At 68.2% G+C, this 16,648-nt stretch carries 17 protein-coding genes; 11 read left to right on the forward strand and 6 right to left on the reverse strand.

The window, feature by feature from the left end:
• Positions 1 to 108 precede the first annotated feature (108 nt).
• Complete coding sequence (locus tag BM009_RS05475) at positions 109 to 1,788, forward strand: long-chain-fatty-acid--CoA ligase (protein ID WP_093294390.1); 1,680 nt, start codon at positions 109 to 111, stop codon at positions 1,786 to 1,788.
• 135 nt (positions 1,789 to 1,923) lie between these two features.
• Here BM009_RS05475 and BM009_RS05480 read toward each other — a convergent pair whose 3' ends face one another.
• The gene (locus BM009_RS05480; protein ID WP_093294392.1) at positions 1,924 to 3,303 is read right to left on the reverse strand and encodes an NAD-dependent succinate-semialdehyde dehydrogenase; all 1,380 of its coding nucleotides are present in this window, start codon (positions 3,301 to 3,303) and stop codon (positions 1,924 to 1,926) included.
• Positions 3,304 to 3,450: 147 nt separating this feature from the next.
• Between BM009_RS05480 and BM009_RS05485 the strand changes: the two genes are divergently transcribed.
• The 9 genes from BM009_RS05485 to BM009_RS05525 all read left to right on the forward strand — a co-directional run bounded on the left by BM009_RS05485 (position 3,451) and on the right by BM009_RS05525 (position 11,456).
• Entirely contained in the window at positions 3,451 to 5,487 is a 2,037-nt protein-coding gene (locus tag BM009_RS05485; protein ID WP_093294660.1) for an alpha/beta hydrolase family protein, read from the forward strand.
• 53 nt (positions 5,488 to 5,540) lie between these two features.
• Positions 5,541 to 5,786, forward strand: coding sequence for an exodeoxyribonuclease VII small subunit (locus BM009_RS05490; RefSeq protein ID WP_093294393.1), 246 nt, complete (start codon positions 5,541 to 5,543; stop codon positions 5,784 to 5,786).
• Positions 5,787 to 5,798: 12 nt separating this feature from the next.
• Entirely contained in the window at positions 5,799 to 6,698 is a 900-nt protein-coding gene (locus tag BM009_RS05495) for a polyprenyl synthetase family protein (protein ID WP_175487894.1), read from the forward strand.
• Between the two features lie 23 nt (positions 6,699 to 6,721).
• On the forward strand, positions 6,722 to 7,231 hold the full coding sequence (gene coaD / locus BM009_RS05500) for a pantetheine-phosphate adenylyltransferase (RefSeq protein WP_093294396.1): 510 nt from the start codon (positions 6,722 to 6,724) through the stop codon (positions 7,229 to 7,231).
• A gap of 84 nt (positions 7,232 to 7,315) precedes the next feature.
• The gene (locus tag BM009_RS05505) at positions 7,316 to 8,104 is read left to right on the forward strand and encodes a peptidylprolyl isomerase (protein ID WP_254772148.1); all 789 of its coding nucleotides are present in this window, start codon (positions 7,316 to 7,318) and stop codon (positions 8,102 to 8,104) included.
• Positions 8,105 to 8,117: 13 nt separating this feature from the next.
• Positions 8,118 to 9,149: a tRNA preQ1(34) S-adenosylmethionine ribosyltransferase-isomerase QueA gene (gene queA / locus BM009_RS05510; RefSeq protein ID WP_093294398.1), complete on the forward strand. Its 1,032-nt coding sequence runs from the start codon at positions 8,118 to 8,120 to the stop codon at positions 9,147 to 9,149.
• A gap of 10 nt (positions 9,150 to 9,159) precedes the next feature.
• A complete protein-coding gene (locus tag BM009_RS05515) occupies positions 9,160 to 9,654 on the forward strand; it encodes an EF-hand domain-containing protein (RefSeq protein ID WP_093294399.1) in 495 nt (164 codons plus the stop codon).
• A 172-nt stretch (positions 9,655 to 9,826) separates the two neighbouring features.
• Positions 9,827 to 10,798, forward strand: coding sequence for a cation diffusion facilitator family transporter (locus tag BM009_RS05520; protein WP_093294401.1), 972 nt, complete (start codon positions 9,827 to 9,829; stop codon positions 10,796 to 10,798).
• Positions 10,773 to 11,456, forward strand: a complete 684-nt coding sequence (locus tag BM009_RS05525) for an HAD hydrolase-like protein (protein WP_254772149.1) — start codon at positions 10,773 to 10,775, stop codon at positions 11,454 to 11,456. The genes BM009_RS05520 and BM009_RS05525 overlap by 26 nt, the downstream gene beginning before the upstream one ends.
• Before the next feature lie 230 nt (positions 11,457 to 11,686).
• Here BM009_RS05525 and BM009_RS05530 read toward each other — a convergent pair whose 3' ends face one another.
• The 4 genes from BM009_RS05530 to BM009_RS05545 form a co-directional block, all read right to left on the reverse strand.
• Positions 11,687 to 12,628: a 50S ribosomal protein L11 methyltransferase gene (locus BM009_RS05530; protein ID WP_093294404.1), complete on the reverse strand. Its 942-nt coding sequence runs from the start codon at positions 12,626 to 12,628 to the stop codon at positions 11,687 to 11,689.
• Positions 12,618 to 13,322 carry an SDR family NAD(P)-dependent oxidoreductase gene (locus BM009_RS05535; RefSeq protein WP_093294406.1) on the reverse strand — a complete coding sequence of 235 codons (705 nt, stop codon included), beginning with the start codon at positions 13,320 to 13,322 and terminating at the stop codon, positions 12,618 to 12,620. The genes BM009_RS05530 and BM009_RS05535 overlap by 11 nt, the downstream gene beginning before the upstream one ends.
• A 51-nt stretch (positions 13,323 to 13,373) precedes the next feature.
• Positions 13,374 to 14,063 carry a DUF2490 domain-containing protein gene (locus tag BM009_RS05540; protein ID WP_093294407.1) on the reverse strand — a complete coding sequence of 230 codons (690 nt, stop codon included), beginning with the start codon at positions 14,061 to 14,063 and terminating at the stop codon, positions 13,374 to 13,376.
• Between the two features lie 69 nt (positions 14,064 to 14,132).
• Positions 14,133 to 14,729, reverse strand: a complete 597-nt coding sequence (locus tag BM009_RS05545; protein ID WP_254772150.1) for a TetR/AcrR family transcriptional regulator — start codon at positions 14,727 to 14,729, stop codon at positions 14,133 to 14,135.
• A gap of 149 nt (positions 14,730 to 14,878) precedes the next feature.
• On the opposite strand from BM009_RS05545, the gene BM009_RS05550 reads away from it, so the two are divergent.
• Positions 14,879 to 15,271 carry a RidA family protein gene (locus BM009_RS05550; protein ID WP_093294410.1) on the forward strand — a complete coding sequence of 131 codons (393 nt, stop codon included), beginning with the start codon at positions 14,879 to 14,881 and terminating at the stop codon, positions 15,269 to 15,271.
• A gap of 13 nt (positions 15,272 to 15,284) precedes the next feature.
• Here the strand turns inward: BM009_RS05550 and BM009_RS05555 are convergent, their stop codons facing one another.
• Complete coding sequence (locus BM009_RS05555) at positions 15,285 to 16,640, reverse strand: methyl-accepting chemotaxis protein (RefSeq protein WP_093294663.1); 1,356 nt, start codon at positions 16,638 to 16,640, stop codon at positions 15,285 to 15,287.
• Positions 16,641 to 16,648: the final 8 nt, after the last annotated feature.

A 16,648-nucleotide genomic window follows, 5' to 3' on the forward strand; every position in this document is an offset into this window, starting at 1 on the left:
AACCTCGGAAATTGCCGTAGAGACAGGACGCGCAGCGTGCGCGGGCCGTCTGCGTGCGCGTAAAAACCGCGCTTGCATGGCAAAATCGGGTTGCTTACACTGATGTCAATGACAAAGCCCGAAATGGTCTGGAAGACCGCCTATCGGCATCCAGGAGAGTGGGATCGCAGCTACGCGCTACGGTCCATGGTAGACCTGTTCGAGGAGAGCGCGGCGGCCCATCCGCATGCTCCGCTCCTCGATTTCATGGGTCGCATCTACAGCTATGGCGAGGTGCTGGACGGCGCCAACCGCGTCGCTTGCGGGCTGCGCGCGCTGGGCTATGGCCCGGGCGACCGGATCGGGCTGTTCCTGCCCAATGTGCCGCATTATGTCGCCGCCTATTACGGCATCCTCAAGCTCGGCGCGACGGTGGTGAACTTCTCGCCGCTCTACTCGGTGGAGGAACTGGCCGCCCAGGTCGCCGACTCGGGCACGCGGATGCTGTTCACCCTCTCGGCCACCGCGCTGCTCCCCACCGCGCTCAAGGTGCTGGAGAAGAGCGGGCTGGAGCGCCTCGTCGTCGGCTCGGTCGCCGGCGCGCTGCCTACCGCCAAGTCGCTCTTCTACCAGCTGTTCCGCGGCAGCGAAGTGACCGCCCGCCCGCATGATCCGCGCATCCTCGCCTTCTCCAAGCTGATCGCCAACAAGGGCGATTGCATCAATCCGACCATCGATCCCGAGCGCGATGTCGCGCTGATCCAGTATACCGGCGGCACCACCGGTACGCCCAAGGGCGCGGTGCTCACCCACCAGAACCTCTCCGCCAACGCCCGCCAGGTGGCGGAGCTCGATCCGGAACTCGGCCAGGCGGACGACTCGGTGCTCGGCGTGCTGCCCTTCTTCCATGTCTTCGCCAACACCTGCGTGCTCAACCGCACCGTGATCACCGGCGGCAAGATCGTCATGCTGCCGCGCTTCAACGCGCAGCAGGTGCTCACCGAACTGCGCCGCACCAAGCCGCGCTCGCTGCCCGGCGTGCCGACCATGTACCAGGCACTGCTCGATGCGCCGGGGATGAAGCCGTCGGACTTCGCCTCGCTGCGTTTCTGCATCTCGGGCGGCGCGCCGCTGCCGGAGCAGCTCAAGCTCAACTGGGAATCGGTCACGGGTGCCCACATCATCGAAGGCTATGGCCTGTCCGAAAGCTCGGGCGTCGTCTCGGCCAACCCCTATGTCGGGCTGAACAAGAGCGGCACGATCGGCCAGCCAATCGCCGGCACCCGGGTGCGGCTGGTCGACAAGGAAGATCCGCGCAAGCCCGCCCCCGAGGGCGAGCCGGGCGAGATCGTCGTCCAGGGCCCGCAGATCATGCAGGGCTATTGGAACCGGCCCGAGGCGGATGTCGGCACCTTCGTCGACGATCACTGGCTGCGCACCGGCGATGTCGGCATCATCGACGAGGACGGCTATATCCACATCGTCGACCGGCTGAAGGACATGATCGCGGTCGGCGGGTTCAAGGTGTTCCCCAGTCAGATCGAGGCGGTGCTCTACACCCATCCGGCGGTGAAGGAGACGCTCGTGCTCGGGCTGCCCGATCCGTACCATGGCGAGCTGCCCCACGCCTATGTCGCGCTCAACGAGGGCATGACGGCGGATGCGAAGGAGATGTGCGGCTGGCTCAACGCGCAGCTCGGCAAGCATGAGCGGGTGGCGGAAGTGGTGATCCGCGATGCGTTGCCGAAGACGATGATCGGCAAGCTCAGCCGCAAGGATCTGCTGAACGAGGTGAAGGCGGGGCGGTGAGTCCCATCCTCTAGCCCCTTCTCCTTGGAGGAGGGGTTGGGGGTGGAGGGATTCCAGGACGCAGCTTGGTCTCTGCGAGAAACTGCCCCACCCCAACCCCTCCCCTGAAGGGGAGGGGCTAAGAAGACTACGAACTCAATCCCCAGCCTTCCCACCCCCAAACATCACCGCCTTCAGGTTCATGAACTCATGCAGCCCCCACGGCCCGAGCTCTCGCCCATGGCCGGACAGCTTCACGCCACCGAACGGCGCTTCGGGCACCGAGGCGAGCAGCGCGTTCACCGCCGTCATCCCCGCCTCGATATCGCGGGCGAACCGCTCCACCTCCGCATCGTCCTGCGTCCACACCGACGAGCCAAGCCCGTACGGTACGTCGTTCGCCACCGCGATCGCCTCGTCGATATCTGCCACCTTGTAGACCGCGGCGACCGGCCCGAAGATCTCCTCCTTGGCGACGTCGCTTTCCGGATCGAGATCGACCAGGACGCCCGGCGTCATCCAGGCGCCCTCACGCTCGATCTTCGTCCCGCCGGTCAGCAGCTTCGCCCCCGCCGCCTTGGCCTTTTCCACCTGCTCCAGCACGGTGTCGCGCTGCTGCACGCTGGAGAGCGGCCCCATCACCGTGTCCTTGTCCATCGGATCGCCGATCTTCACGGCCTCCATCCCCGCGACGAACTTCGCCAGGAAGGCATCGTACACATCGGCATGGACGATCATCCGCTTCGAGCAGATGCAGCTCTGCCCGGCATTCTGCACGCGCGCGGTCACCGCGGTCTTCACCGCCGCATCGAGATCGGCCGAGGGCATGACGATGAATGGGTCGGAGCCGCCCAGCTCGAGCACCACCTTCTTGAGCGCACGCCCGGCGGCCTCGGCCACCTTGGCACCCGCGCCTTCCGAGCCGGTGAGCGTCACCGCCACCACCCGCTTGTCGGCGATGATCGCGTCGACCTTGCCCGACTTGATGGCCAGGTTCTGGAACAGCCCCTCGGGGGCGCCCGCCTTGCGCGCCATGTCCTCCATCGCCGCCGCGCAGCCCTGCACGCTCGACGCATGCTTGAGCAGCGCGACATTGCCCGCGAGGATCGTCGGTGCGAGGAAGCGCACCGCCTGCCAATAGGGGAAATTCCATGGCATCACCGCCAGCACCGGCCCCAGCGGCAGCCAGCGTGCGACGGCATGGCCGGTCGGCGTCTTGACGGTCGTGGGTTCCAGATAGCCGGGGCCATGCTCGGCATAATGGCGGAAGCCCGAGATGCACTTCTCCACCTCGGCCAGACCCGCGGTGATCGTCTTGCCCATCTCGCGCACCGCCAGCTCGGCGAGGTGCTGCTTGTTGGCTTCCCACGCATCGGCGATCTTCGATAGCAGCGCGGTGCGCGTCTCGATGGAGGTTCCGCGCCACTGCTTGTACCCGCCCGCAGCACGCGCCAGCGCCGCCTCGATCCCGGCATCGTCCAGCTCGGCGATGCGATTCACGGTTTCGCCGGTCGCCGGGTTGATGAGTTCGAACATCTGCAAGTCTCCTTCGCGCTTCCCAACGCGGACCTAGGCGCAGGGTGCCAAGGGCGGCAATCATACTGCCGTCCATTGCGCGCGGAACGACTTGCCAAGCGCCCCGCGCCCGAACACGATGCCGCATCTGTCCTGCCGGAGACCTTCATGCGCCTCGTTCCCCTTGCCCTTCTCCTCAGCGCCGCGATCCCCGCGGCCGCACTCGCGCAGGACGGCCCGACCCGCCTGTTCACCGGCAGCGACCTGTTCGCGCTCGAACAGGCCAGCGATCCGCAGATCAGCCCGGACGGCAGCAAGGTCGCCTATGTCCGCCAGTCGGCCGACATCATGGCCGATCGCGGCCGTGCGAGCATCTGGCTGGTCGATGTGAAGACCGGCCAGCAGACGCCGCTGGTCGCCGGCACCGGCTCACACAGCCAGCCGCGCTGGTCGCCCGACGGCACCCGCCTCGCCTATGTCTCCAGCGCCGAGGGTGGCGCGCCGCAGCTGTTCGTCCGCTGGATGGCGACCGGCGCCACCGCCCGCGTCACCGGCCTGCCGGACAGCCCGCAGGGCATCGCCTGGTCGCCCGACGGCACCCAGATCGCCTATACGATGACCGTGCCCGGCGAGGGCATGAACCTCGGCAGCCAGCCGCCCAAGCCCGAAGGCGCCAAATGGGCCGAGCCGCTGGAGGTGATCGACCGCGTCACCTACCGCGCCGATGGCGGCGGCTATCTCAAGCCCGGCTCGGACCATATCTTCGTCGTATCGGCGGATGGCGGCGCGCCGCGCCAGGTGACCTTCGGCAAGTTCGACGATGCCGGCCCGCTCGCCTGGTCGAACGACGGGCGCACGCTCTTCTTCGGCAGCAACCGCCGCAAGGACTGGGAGCGCGAGCCCAACGACAGCGAGATCTACGCAGTCGACGTCACCTCGGGCACGCTGACCCAGATCACCAGGCGCTACGGCCCCGATGCCGCGCCGGTGCTCTCCCCCGACGGGGCCCGCATCGCCTATCTTGGTTTCGACGATACGCATCGCAGCTTCCAGAACACGCAGCTCTACGTGATGAATCGCGACGGTAGCGGTAGCCGCGTGCTTACGGCCGCGCTCGACAAGAGCATCGACAGCGCGGTGTGGGCCAAGGACGGCCGCAGCCTGTTCGTTTCCTATGACGATCACGGCCGCAAGCAGGTTGCCCGCATCGGGCTGGACGGCAAGGTATCGACGGTCGCGACCGGTCTCACCGGCGGCGGGCTCGACCGGCCCTATACCGGCGGCGACTTCACCGTCTCGGCGAGCGGCACCATCGCCTATACCGGCGGCGATGCACTGCACCCGGCCGACATCTATGTGAACGGCAAGCGCCTTACCCATCTCAACGACACCGTCCTCGCCGCCAAGACACTCGCGCCGGTGACCCCGCTGGCGGTGACCGCACCGGATGGGCGCAAGATCGACGCCTGGCTGGTCACGCCGCCCGGGGTGAAGCCCGGCACCCGCGTGCCGACGATCCTCGAGATCCATGGCGGCCCGCACACCGCCTATGGCCCCGGCTTCTCGACCGATTACCAGCTCTATGCCGCACACGGCTATGCAGTGCTCTACGCCAACCCGCGCGGCAGCACCTCGTACGGCGAAGAATTCGCGGACCTGATCGACAAGAAATATCCCGGCGACGACTACGGGGACCTGATGGCTGCCGTCGATGCCGCGATCGCTACGGGCGTGGCGGATCCGGACAACCTCTTCGTCACCGGCGGATCGGGCGGCGGCGTGCTCACCGCCTGGATCGTCGGTAAGAATGATCGCTTCAAGGCCGCCGCCACGCAGAAGCCGGTGATCAACTGGATCAGCGAGGCGCTGACCATGGACGCGACCGGCTTCACCTCGCGCTACTGGTTCGCCAAGCAGCCCTGGGAAGACCCGATGAGCTATTGGAACCGCTCGCCGCTGAGCCTGGTCGGCAACGTCAAGACGCCGACGCTCGTCGTGGTCGGCAGCGAGGACTACCGCACGCCAGTGAGCGAATCGGAGCAATATTATGCGGCGCTCCAGATCCGCGGCGTGCCCACCGCGCTGGTGAAGGTGCCCGGCGCCAGCCATGGCGGCATCGCGGCGCGGCCCAGCCAGTCGGCGGCCAAGGCCTCCGCGATCCTCGCCTGGTTCGATCGCTACCGCACCAAGCCTGCCGGCCAGTAAATTGCGGCGGGGCCCGGTTGCCATCGGGCCCCACCCTGCCGCATAGCGGCACCATGACCGACCAAGCGGATATCACGGCGCTCTCCTTCGAAGAGGCGCTGAAGGAACTGGAGAAGATCGTGAGCCGGCTGGAGAGCGGGGAAGCGGCGTTGCAGGAGGCGATCGACCTCTATGAGCGCGGCGACCAGCTGCGCCGGCAATGCGCCGCACGGCTCGACGCGGCGCAGGCCCGGATCGACGCGATCCGCACCGATGCCGACGGCCGCGCCGCCGGCACCACGCCCTTCGCGGCCGGCTGAGGCGTGGCGAGCGTGACGCACGCATCGCTCGCGCTCGAATCGGCGCTGCGCCAGGTCGCGGCCGAGATCGACGCCCAGTTCGACCGGCTGCTCGAAGTGCCGGACGATCCCCGCGCCGACCTGTACCGCGCGATGCGCCACGCCGCGATCGGCGGCGGCAAGCGGCTGCGGCCGCTGCTGGTGTTCGCCACCGCGCAGCTGTTCGCGGTCGACAAGAGCTGCGCGGCGCGCGTCGCCACCGCGCTCGAATGCATCCATGTCTATTCGCTGATCCACGACGATCTGCCCGCGATGGACGACGACGACCTGCGCCGCGGCAAGCCCACGGTGCACAAGGCGTTCGACGAGGCCACTGCGATCCTGGCTGGCGACTGCCTCCACGACCTCGCCTTCGAGCTGCTCGCCCATGAGGCGACCCATGCCGACCCGTTCGTGCGCGTCGAGCTCATCTCCGAACTCGCCCGCTCCTCTGGGCCTGCAGGCATGGCCGGCGGCCAGATGATGGACCTCGAGGCGGAGAAGGCCAGCTTCGATCTCGCCACCGTCACCCGCCTCCAGGCGCTCAAGACCGGCGCGCTGATCTCCTGCGCGGTCGAATGCGGCGCGATCCTGGGCCGCGTGGCGCACGAGGGCCGCACCGGTCTGCGCGGCTATGCCCGCGACATCGGCCTCGCCTTCCAGATCGTCGACGACATTCTCGATGCCGAAGGCGACGAGGCACTGGTCGGCAAGAAGCTGGGCAAGGACGGCGCGGCGGGCAAGGAGACCTTCCTGTCGCTGCTCGGCATCGATCGCGCCCGCGAACAGGCGCGGATGCTGGTCGACCAGGCGATCGCTCATCTCCACGCCTTCGGCCCCGAGGCCGATCTGCTGCGCGACGTGGCGCGCTTCACGCTCGAACGCGACCGCTGAGCGGCGCCGGGGGGAGAGACCATATGCACAGCCGTATCGGGGTCTATCCCGGCACCTTCGATCCGATCACCCGCGGCCATATGGACATCATCCGGCGCGGCGCGAAGCTGGTCGACCGGCTGGTGATCGGGGTGACCACCAACCCCTCTAAGTCGCCGATGTTCACGGTCGAGGAGCGGATGGCGATGGTGCGCCGTGAAGTGGAGGGGCTGCCCGGCACGATCGAGGTGGTCAGCTTCGATTCGCTGCTGATGGACTTTGCCGAGCGCGAGAGCGCCAGCGTGATCGTCCGCGGCCTGCGCGCCGTCGCCGACTTCGAATACGAATATCAGATGGCCGGCATGAACCAGCAGATCAACGACCGGATCGAGACGGTTTTCCTGATGGCCGACGTGTCGCTCCAGCCGATCGCCAGCCGGCTGGTGAAGGAGATCGCGATGTACGGCGGCCCGATCCACCGCTTCGTCACCGAGGCGGTCCAGGCCGATGTCGCCGCCCGCGTCGAGCTGCTCGGCCGCAAGGGCAGCAACTAACATCAACCTGACGTGCGCCGGGCTTTGCGCTGCCCGGCGATTGCGGTAGAGCCGCGCATTCACCAAAAACGAGTGGGAAGTTCGATGCGTTTCCTAGCCACGATGGCCGCCATGGCCGCCACGCTGTTCGCCGTGCCGGCGCTGGCCCAAGGCGGCGGGGGCAAGCCGAAGCCCGTCATCGAACCGTTCAAGGGCGTCAACGCCGATGTGAACACCCGCCCCGCCGTGCTGGTTCCCGCCGACCCGGAGAACACCTGGGCGCTGGACCTGTCGACCGGCGGCCGCGTGCTGATCCGGCTCCGCCCGGACGTCGCGCCGAAGATGGTCGAGCGGATCAAGACGCTCACCCGCAAGCATTTCTACGACGGCCTGACCTTCCACCGCGTGGTCGACGATCCCTACAACATCGCCCAGGGCGGCGATCCCAAGGGCGACGGCACCGGCGATTCGGACCTGCCCAACGTGCCCGCCGAGTTCAGCTCGCTGCCGCACGTCCGCGGCACCGTCTCGGCCGCCCGCCGCGGCGCGGCCGACAACGCCACGGCCGAGCAGAAGACCGAGGCGGAGAACAGCGCGAACAGCCAGTTCTTCATCATGATGCAGCCCAAGCTCGCCTTCGACCACGACTATACCGTGTTCGGCCGCGTCACCTCGGGCATGGAATGGGTCGACAAGATCGAGCGCGGCGAGCCGCCGCAGCACCCGACCGTGATCATCCACGCCTATATCGAGTCGGACAATCCCCCGCCCTATCAGCCGCTGGCGCCCGCCACCCCGGCGGCGACCGGCCCGACGCTGATCCCGGTGGGCCCGGCCGCACCGGCTGCCAAGCCGGCGCCTGCCGCGAAGAAGCCGGCACCGAAGAAGAAGTGATCGACCTCTCCTCGTGAACGTCGACCTTTTCGATTTCGAACTGCCGAACGAACGGATCGCGCTGCGCCCCGCCGCCCCGCGCGATTCCGCCCGCCTGCTGGTGCTGGACGGTGCGGAGACGCGCGACGCGATCGTCCGCGAGCTCGCCGCCCAGCTCCGCCCCGGCGACTGCCTGGTGTTCAACGACACCCGCGTCATCCCCGCCCAGCTGGAGGGGACGCGCGGCGAGGCGCGGATCGGCGCGACGCTGCACAAGCGCGAGGGGCCGCGCCGCTGGCGTGCCTTCATCCGCAACGCCAAGCGGCTGCGCGACGGCGATGCGATCACCTTCGGCCCCGATGCGATCGCCATCGCCTCGGACCGCGCCGAGGACGGCAGCTTCGCACTCGACTTCCAGGGCGACGAGCCGGTCGAGCTGCTGCTGGAGCGCTGCGGCCGCATGCCGCTGCCGCCCTATATCGCCTCCAAGCGCCCGACCGACGCGCGCGATGCCGACGATTACCAGACGATGTTCGCGGCAGAGCCGGGCGCCGTCGCCGCGCCCACCGCTGCGCTGCACTTCACCCCGGCGCTGATGGCCTCGCTGGAAGCGGCGGGCATCGGCCATACCACGCTGACGCTGCATGTCGGCGCGGGCACCTTCCTGCCGGTCAAGGCCGAGGATACGGCGGACCACAAGATGCACGCCGAATGGGGCCGCATCACCCCTGAGGTCGCCGATCGGCTCAACGCCGTGCGCGCCGCGGGCAACCGCATCATCGCGGTGGGTACCACCAGCCTGCGCCTGCTCGAAAGCGCGGCGGACGAGACTCGCGTGATCCAGCCGTTCGAGGGCGACACCGCCATCTTCATCACCCCCGGCTATCGCTTCAAGGGGGTCGACGGGCTGGTCACCAACTTCCATCTGCCGCGCTCGACGCTGTTCATGCTGGTCTCCGCGCTGATGGGGCTGGATCGCATGCAGGCGGCCTATGCCCATGCGATCGAAACCGGCTATCGCTTCTACAGCTATGGTGATTCCAGCCTGTTGCTGCCCGCCCGCTAAAGGGAAATCGATGCGCCTGTTCCTGCTGCTCGCCGCCTGCACCGCCGCCCTGCCCGCCGCCGCGCAGCAACGGCCCGCACCCGACGCGATCACGGTCAACGCACCCGGCGCGCAGCCCCAGGCGACGGTGATCGCCGAGCCGGTGGCGCTGCTGATCGCCGGGTTCGACAGCGATGGCGACGCCCGCGTCACCCGCGCCGAGTTCGACGCAGGGCTCAAGCGCAGCTTCGACAGCGCCGATACCGGCCACACCGGGAGCCTGGGCTATATCGCCTATTCGGACTGGTCGCTGCGCTGGATGGGCGATCGCAACACCCTGCCCAGCCCGTTCGAGATGGACCGCGACGGCGACAACAAGGTCAGCTGGACCGAATTCCAGGACCGCTTCGCGCTGATCTGGGCGCGGTTCGACAAGAACAAGGACGGGGTGATCGAGCGCAGCGAGCTGGTGACGATCCGCCCGCCTGCGTTCAACCCGATGGACGGCAAGCGCAAGCGCCGCTGAGCGTGCCTTACCGCGCCCCTGCGAAAGCAGGGGCCCAGGGCCACAAGCGGCGTCCTCTCCTACCCTGGGCCCCTGCTTTCGCAGGGGCACGGCTGCAGGGGCACGGCTGCCGAAACACTTTTGCCGCAATGCGCTAGCATCACATGGGGGACGCCCGCTAGGATCGCCCGACATGTCGGGAAATCACGCGCACGGCCATCACCATGGCCATTCACACGGGCATAGCCACGGCCACTCGCACAGTCATGGCCACAGCCACGCGCCCGCCGATTTCGGCCGCGCCTTCGCGATCGGGACCGCGCTCAACATCGCCTTCGTGGTACTCGAAGGCGGCGCCGGGCTGTGGACCAATTCGATGGCGCTGCTGGCCGATGCCGGCCACAACCTCTCCGACGTGCTCGGCCTGCTGATCGCCTGGGTGGGCGCCGAGCTCGGCAAGCGGCCGGCGACGCCGCGCTTCACCTATGGCCTCGGCGCCTCCTCGATCCTCGCCGCGCTCGCCAATGCGCTGCTGCTGCTGATCGCGATCGGCGCGATCCTGCTCGAAACCGTTCAGCGCTTCACCGACCCGCCCGCCGTGGCGCCCATCCCGGTGATGCTGGTGGCGGGGGCGGGCATCGTCGTGAACCTCGGCACCGCGCTGCTCTTCGCCCGCGGTCGCGACCACGACATCAATGTCCGCGGCGCCTATCTCCACATGGCGGCCGATGCCGGCGTCTCGGCGGCGGTGGTGGTCGCCGGGGCGCTGATCTGGTGGACCGGGCTGCGCTGGATCGATCCGGCGATCAGCCTCGTGGTCGTCGTGGTCATTCTGGTCGGCACCTGGGGGCTGCTGCGCGAATCGCTCACCATGGCGCTGCAGGCGGTGCCGGACCGGATCGACCTGGAGGCGGTGGAGCAGACGCTGCTCGCCCAGCCCGGCGTCACCCGCGTCCACGATCTCCATGTCTGGCCGATGAGCACCACCGAGGCGGCGCTCACCGCGCATCTGGTCATGCCCGATGGTCATCCCGGTGACGCATTTCTAATTCATCTTCAACATCGGCTCGCGGACGATTTCCGGATCGAGCACAGTACGGTACAGATAGAGTTGGGCAACGGGGCGGAGTGCCGGATGCATGGACCTGGTAGCGGACATGGTTGAGACGAGCGCCATAGCGGCCCGCCCGCTGGATCTCGTCATCTTCGATTTCGACGGCACGCTGTCCGACAGCGGCGACTGGTTCGTCTCGGTCGCCAACGACCTCGCCGAGCGTTTCCGCTTCCGCAAGATCGCGCCCGAGGAAGTAGAGATGCTTCGCCGCAAGAGCTCGCGCGAAGTCATCGACTTTCTCGGCATCTCCCGGTGGAAGATGCCGTGGATCGCCCGCTATGTGCGCAAGCTGGTGAGCCGCGAGGCGCACCGGATCGAGCTCTTCCCCGGCACGCCCAATTTGCTGGAACGGCTGGTCGAAAGCGGCGTCAAGCTCGCGCTGGTCACCTCCAACTCGGAGGAGAATGCCCGCAAGATCCTGGGTCCGCGCCACGCCGCCAAGATCGATTATTTTGCCTGTGGCTCCTCGCTGTTCGGCAAGGCGCCCAAGTTCCGCCGCGTGCTGCGCAAGATGGGGGTCCAACCCGAAGCCGCGCTGGCGATCGGCGACGAGACCCGGGACGTGGATGCCGCGCGCGAAGTTGGCATGCGGGCGGGTTCGGTGCTGTGGGGCTATGCCGCGGAGGACCTGCTGACCGGCATGTCCCCCGACGCGGTGTTCCGTACGCCGGAGGACATCGTACACTACGTGAGCCAGCATCGAGGCTGAGGGGGCGGCCGTTTGCCCCGCCATCAAAGCAGAGCAGTCGCTTGGCAAACTACTCTGTCATCCCCGCGAAGGCGGGGATCCATTGGCGCTGATGCGTCGTTTCTTTCTACCAGCGCACAGGCGAATGGATTCCCGCCTTCGCGGGAATGACGATGGTTTTTGAGGGACCCGCTCCCCAATCCCCTACGCGGGACCCCTTCCTTGTCCGTGAGGCATGACGTCGCCGAGTCTCAAATATCCAGCGCCCAGCCGTCGCGGCCCTTGGGGTCGGGCGGGGTGACCGGCACGTAGCGCACCGCCCCGGCGGCGAGCCGCAGGATCGTCCAGTCGCCGCGGCGGTCGATGGCCTCCAGCGTGCAGCCGCAAGCCTCGAACGCCTCCACCACCTGCGGCCGCTGCGTCTCCAGCAGCCCGGCCAGCACGATCGTCGCGTTCGGCGCAGCGATCGCGGCGAGCTCGGGCGCCATCGAGACCAGCGGCCCCGCAAGGATGTTCGCGATGACGAGGTCATACGGCGCCTTGGCGGTGATCGCGTCCGATAGCGCACCGTCCGCCACCACCAGGTCGACGCCTTCGATGCCGTTCGCCACCGCATTCTCGCGCGTCACGTCCACGGCTGCAGGGTCGATGTCGGTCGCCATCACCTTGGCCGCGGGCCAGAGATGCGCGCCGGCGAACGCCAGCAGCCCGGTGCCGGTGCCGACATCGATGATGTTGGCGAACTGCCGGTCCGAAAGCCCGTCGAGCATCGCCAGGCAGCCCGAGGTCGTCGCATGGTGCCCGGTGCCGAAGGCGCGGCCCGCATCGATCAGGAACGCGCGGCCGCCTGCCGGTGCCTCCACCGGATGCGCGCTGGTATGGACGACGAAGCGGCCCTCGCGGATCGGTTCCAGGCCTTCCTGGCTCAGCGTCACCCAGTCCTGCGCGGTCAGCGCCTCGACCTCGGGCTCGATTCCCGCGGCGCTCGGCACCAGCGCCTTGAGCGCCGCGAGCATCGCCGCATCGGGCTCCTGCTCCATATAGGCGTCGAGCCGCCAATGCTCGACATCGTCCTCCACCGTCTCGGTGGTCATCAGCACCGCGTCGATCTCGATCGTGCCCGCGTCGATCGCTTCGGCCTCGGCGCGGGTGCAGGGCAGGCTGACCTTCCAGCTGTCGATCTCAGCGGACATAGCTGGCTCCATTGGCGTCGAGCACCGCGCCGGTCATCGAGGGGGGCGCATCGAGCGCGCAGAATTTGGCGATGGCGGCGATTTCCTCCGGGCTGGCGACGCGGCCGAGCGGGATGTCGGCCAGCAGCTTGTCGCCGCCGCGGCTCGCCAGATAGTCCTCGGCCATGCCGGTCATGGTGAAGCCGGGACAGATCGCGAAGGCGAGGATGCCCTCGCCCGCATAGCCACGCGCGATCGACTTGGTCATGCCGACCATGCCCGCCTTGGAGGCGGCATAATGCCAGTGCGCCGGGCTGTCGCCGCGATAGGCGGCACGGCTGGCGACGTTGACGATCCGGCCGCCGCTCTTGCGTTCCTGCCAGTGGCGCACCGCCAGCCGGCAGAGCTCGGCCGAGGCGGTGAGGTTGACGCGCATCGTGCGCTCCCAGCCTTCGACCCAGTCGTCATGTTCGGCGTCGAGCGGATTGGCTTCGAAGATGCCGGCATTGTTGATCACCACGTCGATCCGGCCGTCGAGCGCGTCGAGCGCCTGCTGCCAGAGCTGCTGGGGTGCCGCGGGATCGGTGAAGTCGGCGGGGATGCCGCTGCGGGTACCCTGGCCGACCAGCGTCACGCGCACGTCGTTGCCGAGCAGCGAGGCCGTCGCCGCGCCGATGCCCCGGCTGCTGCCGGTGAGGAGGATATGGGTCTTCATGGGGCAAGCCCTAGCGCGGGCGCGGTGGCGCGTCACCCCGGCACGGCGGGCTCAGTCGTGCAGCACCGCCACGCCCAGCGCGCCCAGGTTTACCGTCAGCTGCACGCTCAGCGCATGGTCCATCTGCGGCCGCGCGCCGTTTCGCCCGAAGCGATACTGGTTGAGATAGCCGATATCCGCATTCAGCGCCTTGCCCAGCGGCACCGCGAGGCCGAGCAGGTTGCGCATCCGCTCATAGCCCGCCCGCTGGCCCCAGCTGGTGCTGTTGGGCAGCAGGAAGCTCTCATGGCTGGCGAACAGGGCCAGTCGCGGCCGCCCGAGCGGGAGATTGTAGCGGAGCAGCGGCCGGATCCGCACGCCGATGCCGCTGCCGACCGTGCTGAACCGCTCGTCGATCCGGAACCGCCCGGCAAACCGCCCGCGATTGAACACGATCTGCTGGCGCACGCGGTCCTCGTCGGGCGCGAGGTTGGCGCTGTGAAAGCCCACCCGACGATAGCCGACGCCGATCTCGATACCCTTGGCGACCTGCCACCCCAGAAGCGCGCCATATTCGGTGGTGTAGATGCCGTCCTGCCGATCGCTCGTGCGCGCAATCTGCTCGAGCGTGACGCGGACCTGCTTGGTCATCGGCACGATGACGTTGAGCTGCTCCCAGGCCTGCCGATCTTCCTGCTGCGCGCGCGCCGGAGCGACACCAATGAGCAACAGAAGCGCGGCACAAAGAAAGGTGCGGGACATCCAAGCAGCGATGACACGGGCGGGGATCGGCAATCAAGCCCGACGCAGCCGCCTGCGGCGATCCGTGCGTCAGCGCGCCTCAGCCAGCAGCCCGGCGGCCAGTGCCTTGAACGCCGCGACCGCCTTGGGCAGCGTCGCCGCGGGCGCGTCGCTCGCTGCGACCCACAGCGCCGCGTTGAGCGCCGCACCGTTGAGCAGCCGCGCCGCCGCCTCGACGTCGACCGGCTTGAGCAGGCCTTCCGATGCCAGGCGCGCCAGGCTCTGCTGCGTGAGGTCCAGGCAGGCATTCTGGCTCGGCCACTGCGAAGGGTCCCCCAGAACGGCGGGACCATCAAGCAGCACGACGCGCCGGATCTCCGGGTCGAGCGCCATCTCGATATAGGCGGTACCCTCGACGATCAGCGCATCCCAATCGTTCGACTGCTGCTGCGCCGCTTGCCGCGCACGCGCCGCCATCTCGTCGTCGATCTGCGCGACCACCGCGGCGAGCAACCCCTTCTTGTCGCCAAAGTGATGATAGAGCGCTCCCCGCGTCAGCCCCGCAGCGGCAGTCAACTCGTCCATCGAAGCATCGGCGAACCCCTGCGTGGCAAAGGCGTGCCGCGCCGCTGCGAGGAGCCTGGCGCGGTTTTCGGCCATGGTCTGGGCACGCTTGATGGGAGGCATGTTCGTCGCTCCAGTTCACATACGTGGCGTATTTGATTTGACATACGGCACGTATGTCGCCAGTTTCACATACGCGCCGTATATAGTTCGCTGCGGGCGACTGGAAGTCCCGTCGAACGATCGGCTCAACGCAGCAAAGGAAAGCTCCCATGCCTCGTGACGCCATCCATCTCGAAAGCCGCCATGCCTTGTACGACAAGCACGGCTATTCGCCCGCCGTGCGTGCCGGCGACCTCCTGTTCGTTTCAGGCCAGGTCGGCAGCGGTCTCGACGGCGAGCCGGTGCCGGGCTTCGAAAATCAGGTGCGGCAGGCGTTCCGCAACCTGGAGGCGGTGCTGGCGGCCGCCGGCTGCAGCTTCGACGACGTCGTCGACGTCATGACCTTCCACACCGATCCGGAAACGCAGTTCCCGACGATCATGGCGTGCAAGGCCGATGCCTTCCCTCAGGCACCCTTCCCGAGCTGGACCGCAGTAGGCGTCACCTGGCTTGCCGGCTACGACTTCGAGATCAAGGTCGTGGCGCGCATCCCCAAGGCCTGACCGTGCGCCGCGCCTAGGCCGCCACCGCCGTCGAGAAGTCGTCCGCCGCAGCACGCAGCTGGTTCAGCCGGTCGTCGACCTCGGTCACGTCGTGCTGGAGCGTGTCGATCTCGCTGGTGACGCTCTTGGTGTCCTCGCGGATCGCGCCGATCGTGGCGGACATCGAGTCCGCCGCCAGCGCGGTCTCGTCGACGGCGGCGGTGATCGCGGTCACCGTCTGCGCCTGGACTTCCATCGCGGTGCGAATGCGGTTGGCGCTTTCCTGCACCTCGGACACCGTTGCCCGGATCGAGGCGTTGGTCTCGACCGTCGAGCGCGTGGCCGACTGGATCGCCGCGATCTTGGCGGCGATGTCGTCGGTGGCGCGTGCCGTCTGGCTGGCGAGGCTCTTCACTTCCTGCGCCACCACCGCGAAGCCGCGGCCCGCATCCCCTGCCCGTGCCGCCTCGATCGTCGCGTTGAGCGCGAGCAAATTGGTCTGCCCGGCAATGTCGCGGATCAGGCCGAGGATCGATTCGATCGACTTGGCGTGCTCGGAGAGCATCTCGCTCATCCCCACCGCCTCGCTCGCCTGGCCCGAGGCGCGCGTGGCGATGCCCGCCGCCGCTTCGACTTCGGTGCGCGCGTCCTCGATCGCACGGATCAGCCCGGCCGCGGTCATCGCCGCCTCGCGCATCGCCACCGCCGACTGCTCGGCCGCCGCCGCGACTTCGCTCGCCTTGCCCAACATGCCGCGCGCCGCACTGGAGGCGCCCTGCGCCTGCACCCGGATGCGGTTGCCGAGCATCGTCGCGCCTTCGATCGATTCGGCGATGCTCGCGCGGAACTGGTCCGATCGTGCGCGGCGTTCGTCATGCACCGACTCGGCGTCGCGCGCGCCGAGATGCGCCGCCATCAGGTCCACCTCGGCCATGGCGATACGCTGCACCGCGTCGCTGAGGCGGGCGTAGCGATCGAGATCGCCGTCCACCTTGCTCCGCAGCACGTCGAGCGTCTGGCTATGGGCATAGGCGAAGTGCGAGATCAGCACCGGCAGCGGCACGCCGAGCAGATAGGTGCGCGCGGCATAGTCGCAGACCATCTGCGCCCATTCCTCGCTGAACGGCTGCTCGAACTTCACGCGATCGTACCGCGCGCCGTCGAGGACGTGCGCCTCGGATTCGATCTCCGCACGCATCTGGCTGCTCAGCCGGCCGCTGAGCAGATGCTGCTGCGAGCGCCGGGCGATCGTCTCATGCTCTTGCTCGAGCAACGCGGCGATCTCGGCGCAGCTGGCGAGCAACGTGCCGTCCCAGTCATAGTCCTTGCGGTGCTCGCCCAAGGAGCGCGCGCCGCCGCTCCACTGGCCGGGTTTGCGGCTTTCCGACATCGCAGACT

Origin of the sequence: Sphingomonas sp. NFR04 (assembly GCF_900114095.1) — a bacterium.
Classification (GTDB): Bacteria; Pseudomonadota; Alphaproteobacteria; order Sphingomonadales; family Sphingomonadaceae; genus Sphingomonas.

Coding starts and splice junctions, on each gene's coding strand:
- BM009_RS05505 (WP_254772148.1), top strand. CDS start 7,316: ATGCGTTTCCTAGCCACGATGGCCGCCATGGCCGCCACGCTGTTCGCC.
- BM009_RS05525 (WP_254772149.1), top strand. CDS start 10,773: ATGGACCTGGTAGCGGACATGGTTGAGACGAGCGCCATAGCGGCCCGC.
- BM009_RS05480 (WP_093294392.1), bottom strand. CDS start 3,303: ATGTTCGAACTCATCAACCCGGCGACCGGCGAAACCGTGAATCGCATC.
- BM009_RS05515 (WP_093294399.1), top strand. CDS start 9,160: ATGCGCCTGTTCCTGCTGCTCGCCGCCTGCACCGCCGCCCTGCCCGCC.
- coaD (WP_093294396.1), top strand. CDS start 6,722: ATGCACAGCCGTATCGGGGTCTATCCCGGCACCTTCGATCCGATCACC.
- BM009_RS05490 (WP_093294393.1), top strand. CDS start 5,541: ATGACCGACCAAGCGGATATCACGGCGCTCTCCTTCGAAGAGGCGCTG.
- BM009_RS05545 (WP_254772150.1), bottom strand. CDS start 14,729: ATGCCTCCCATCAAGCGTGCCCAGACCATGGCCGAAAACCGCGCCAGG.
- BM009_RS05555 (WP_093294663.1), bottom strand. CDS start 16,640: ATGTCGGAAAGCCGCAAACCCGGCCAGTGGAGCGGCGGCGCGCGCTCC.
- BM009_RS05520 (WP_093294401.1), top strand. CDS start 9,827: ATGTCGGGAAATCACGCGCACGGCCATCACCATGGCCATTCACACGGG.
- BM009_RS05540 (WP_093294407.1), bottom strand. CDS start 14,063: ATGTCCCGCACCTTTCTTTGTGCCGCGCTTCTGTTGCTCATTGGTGTC.
- BM009_RS05530 (WP_093294404.1), bottom strand. CDS start 12,628: ATGTCCGCTGAGATCGACAGCTGGAAGGTCAGCCTGCCCTGCACCCGC.
- BM009_RS05550 (WP_093294410.1), top strand. CDS start 14,879: ATGCCTCGTGACGCCATCCATCTCGAAAGCCGCCATGCCTTGTACGAC.
- BM009_RS05485 (WP_093294660.1), top strand. CDS start 3,451: ATGCGCCTCGTTCCCCTTGCCCTTCTCCTCAGCGCCGCGATCCCCGCG.
- BM009_RS05535 (WP_093294406.1), bottom strand. CDS start 13,322: ATGAAGACCCATATCCTCCTCACCGGCAGCAGCCGGGGCATCGGCGCG.
- BM009_RS05475 (WP_093294390.1), top strand. CDS start 109: ATGACAAAGCCCGAAATGGTCTGGAAGACCGCCTATCGGCATCCAGGA.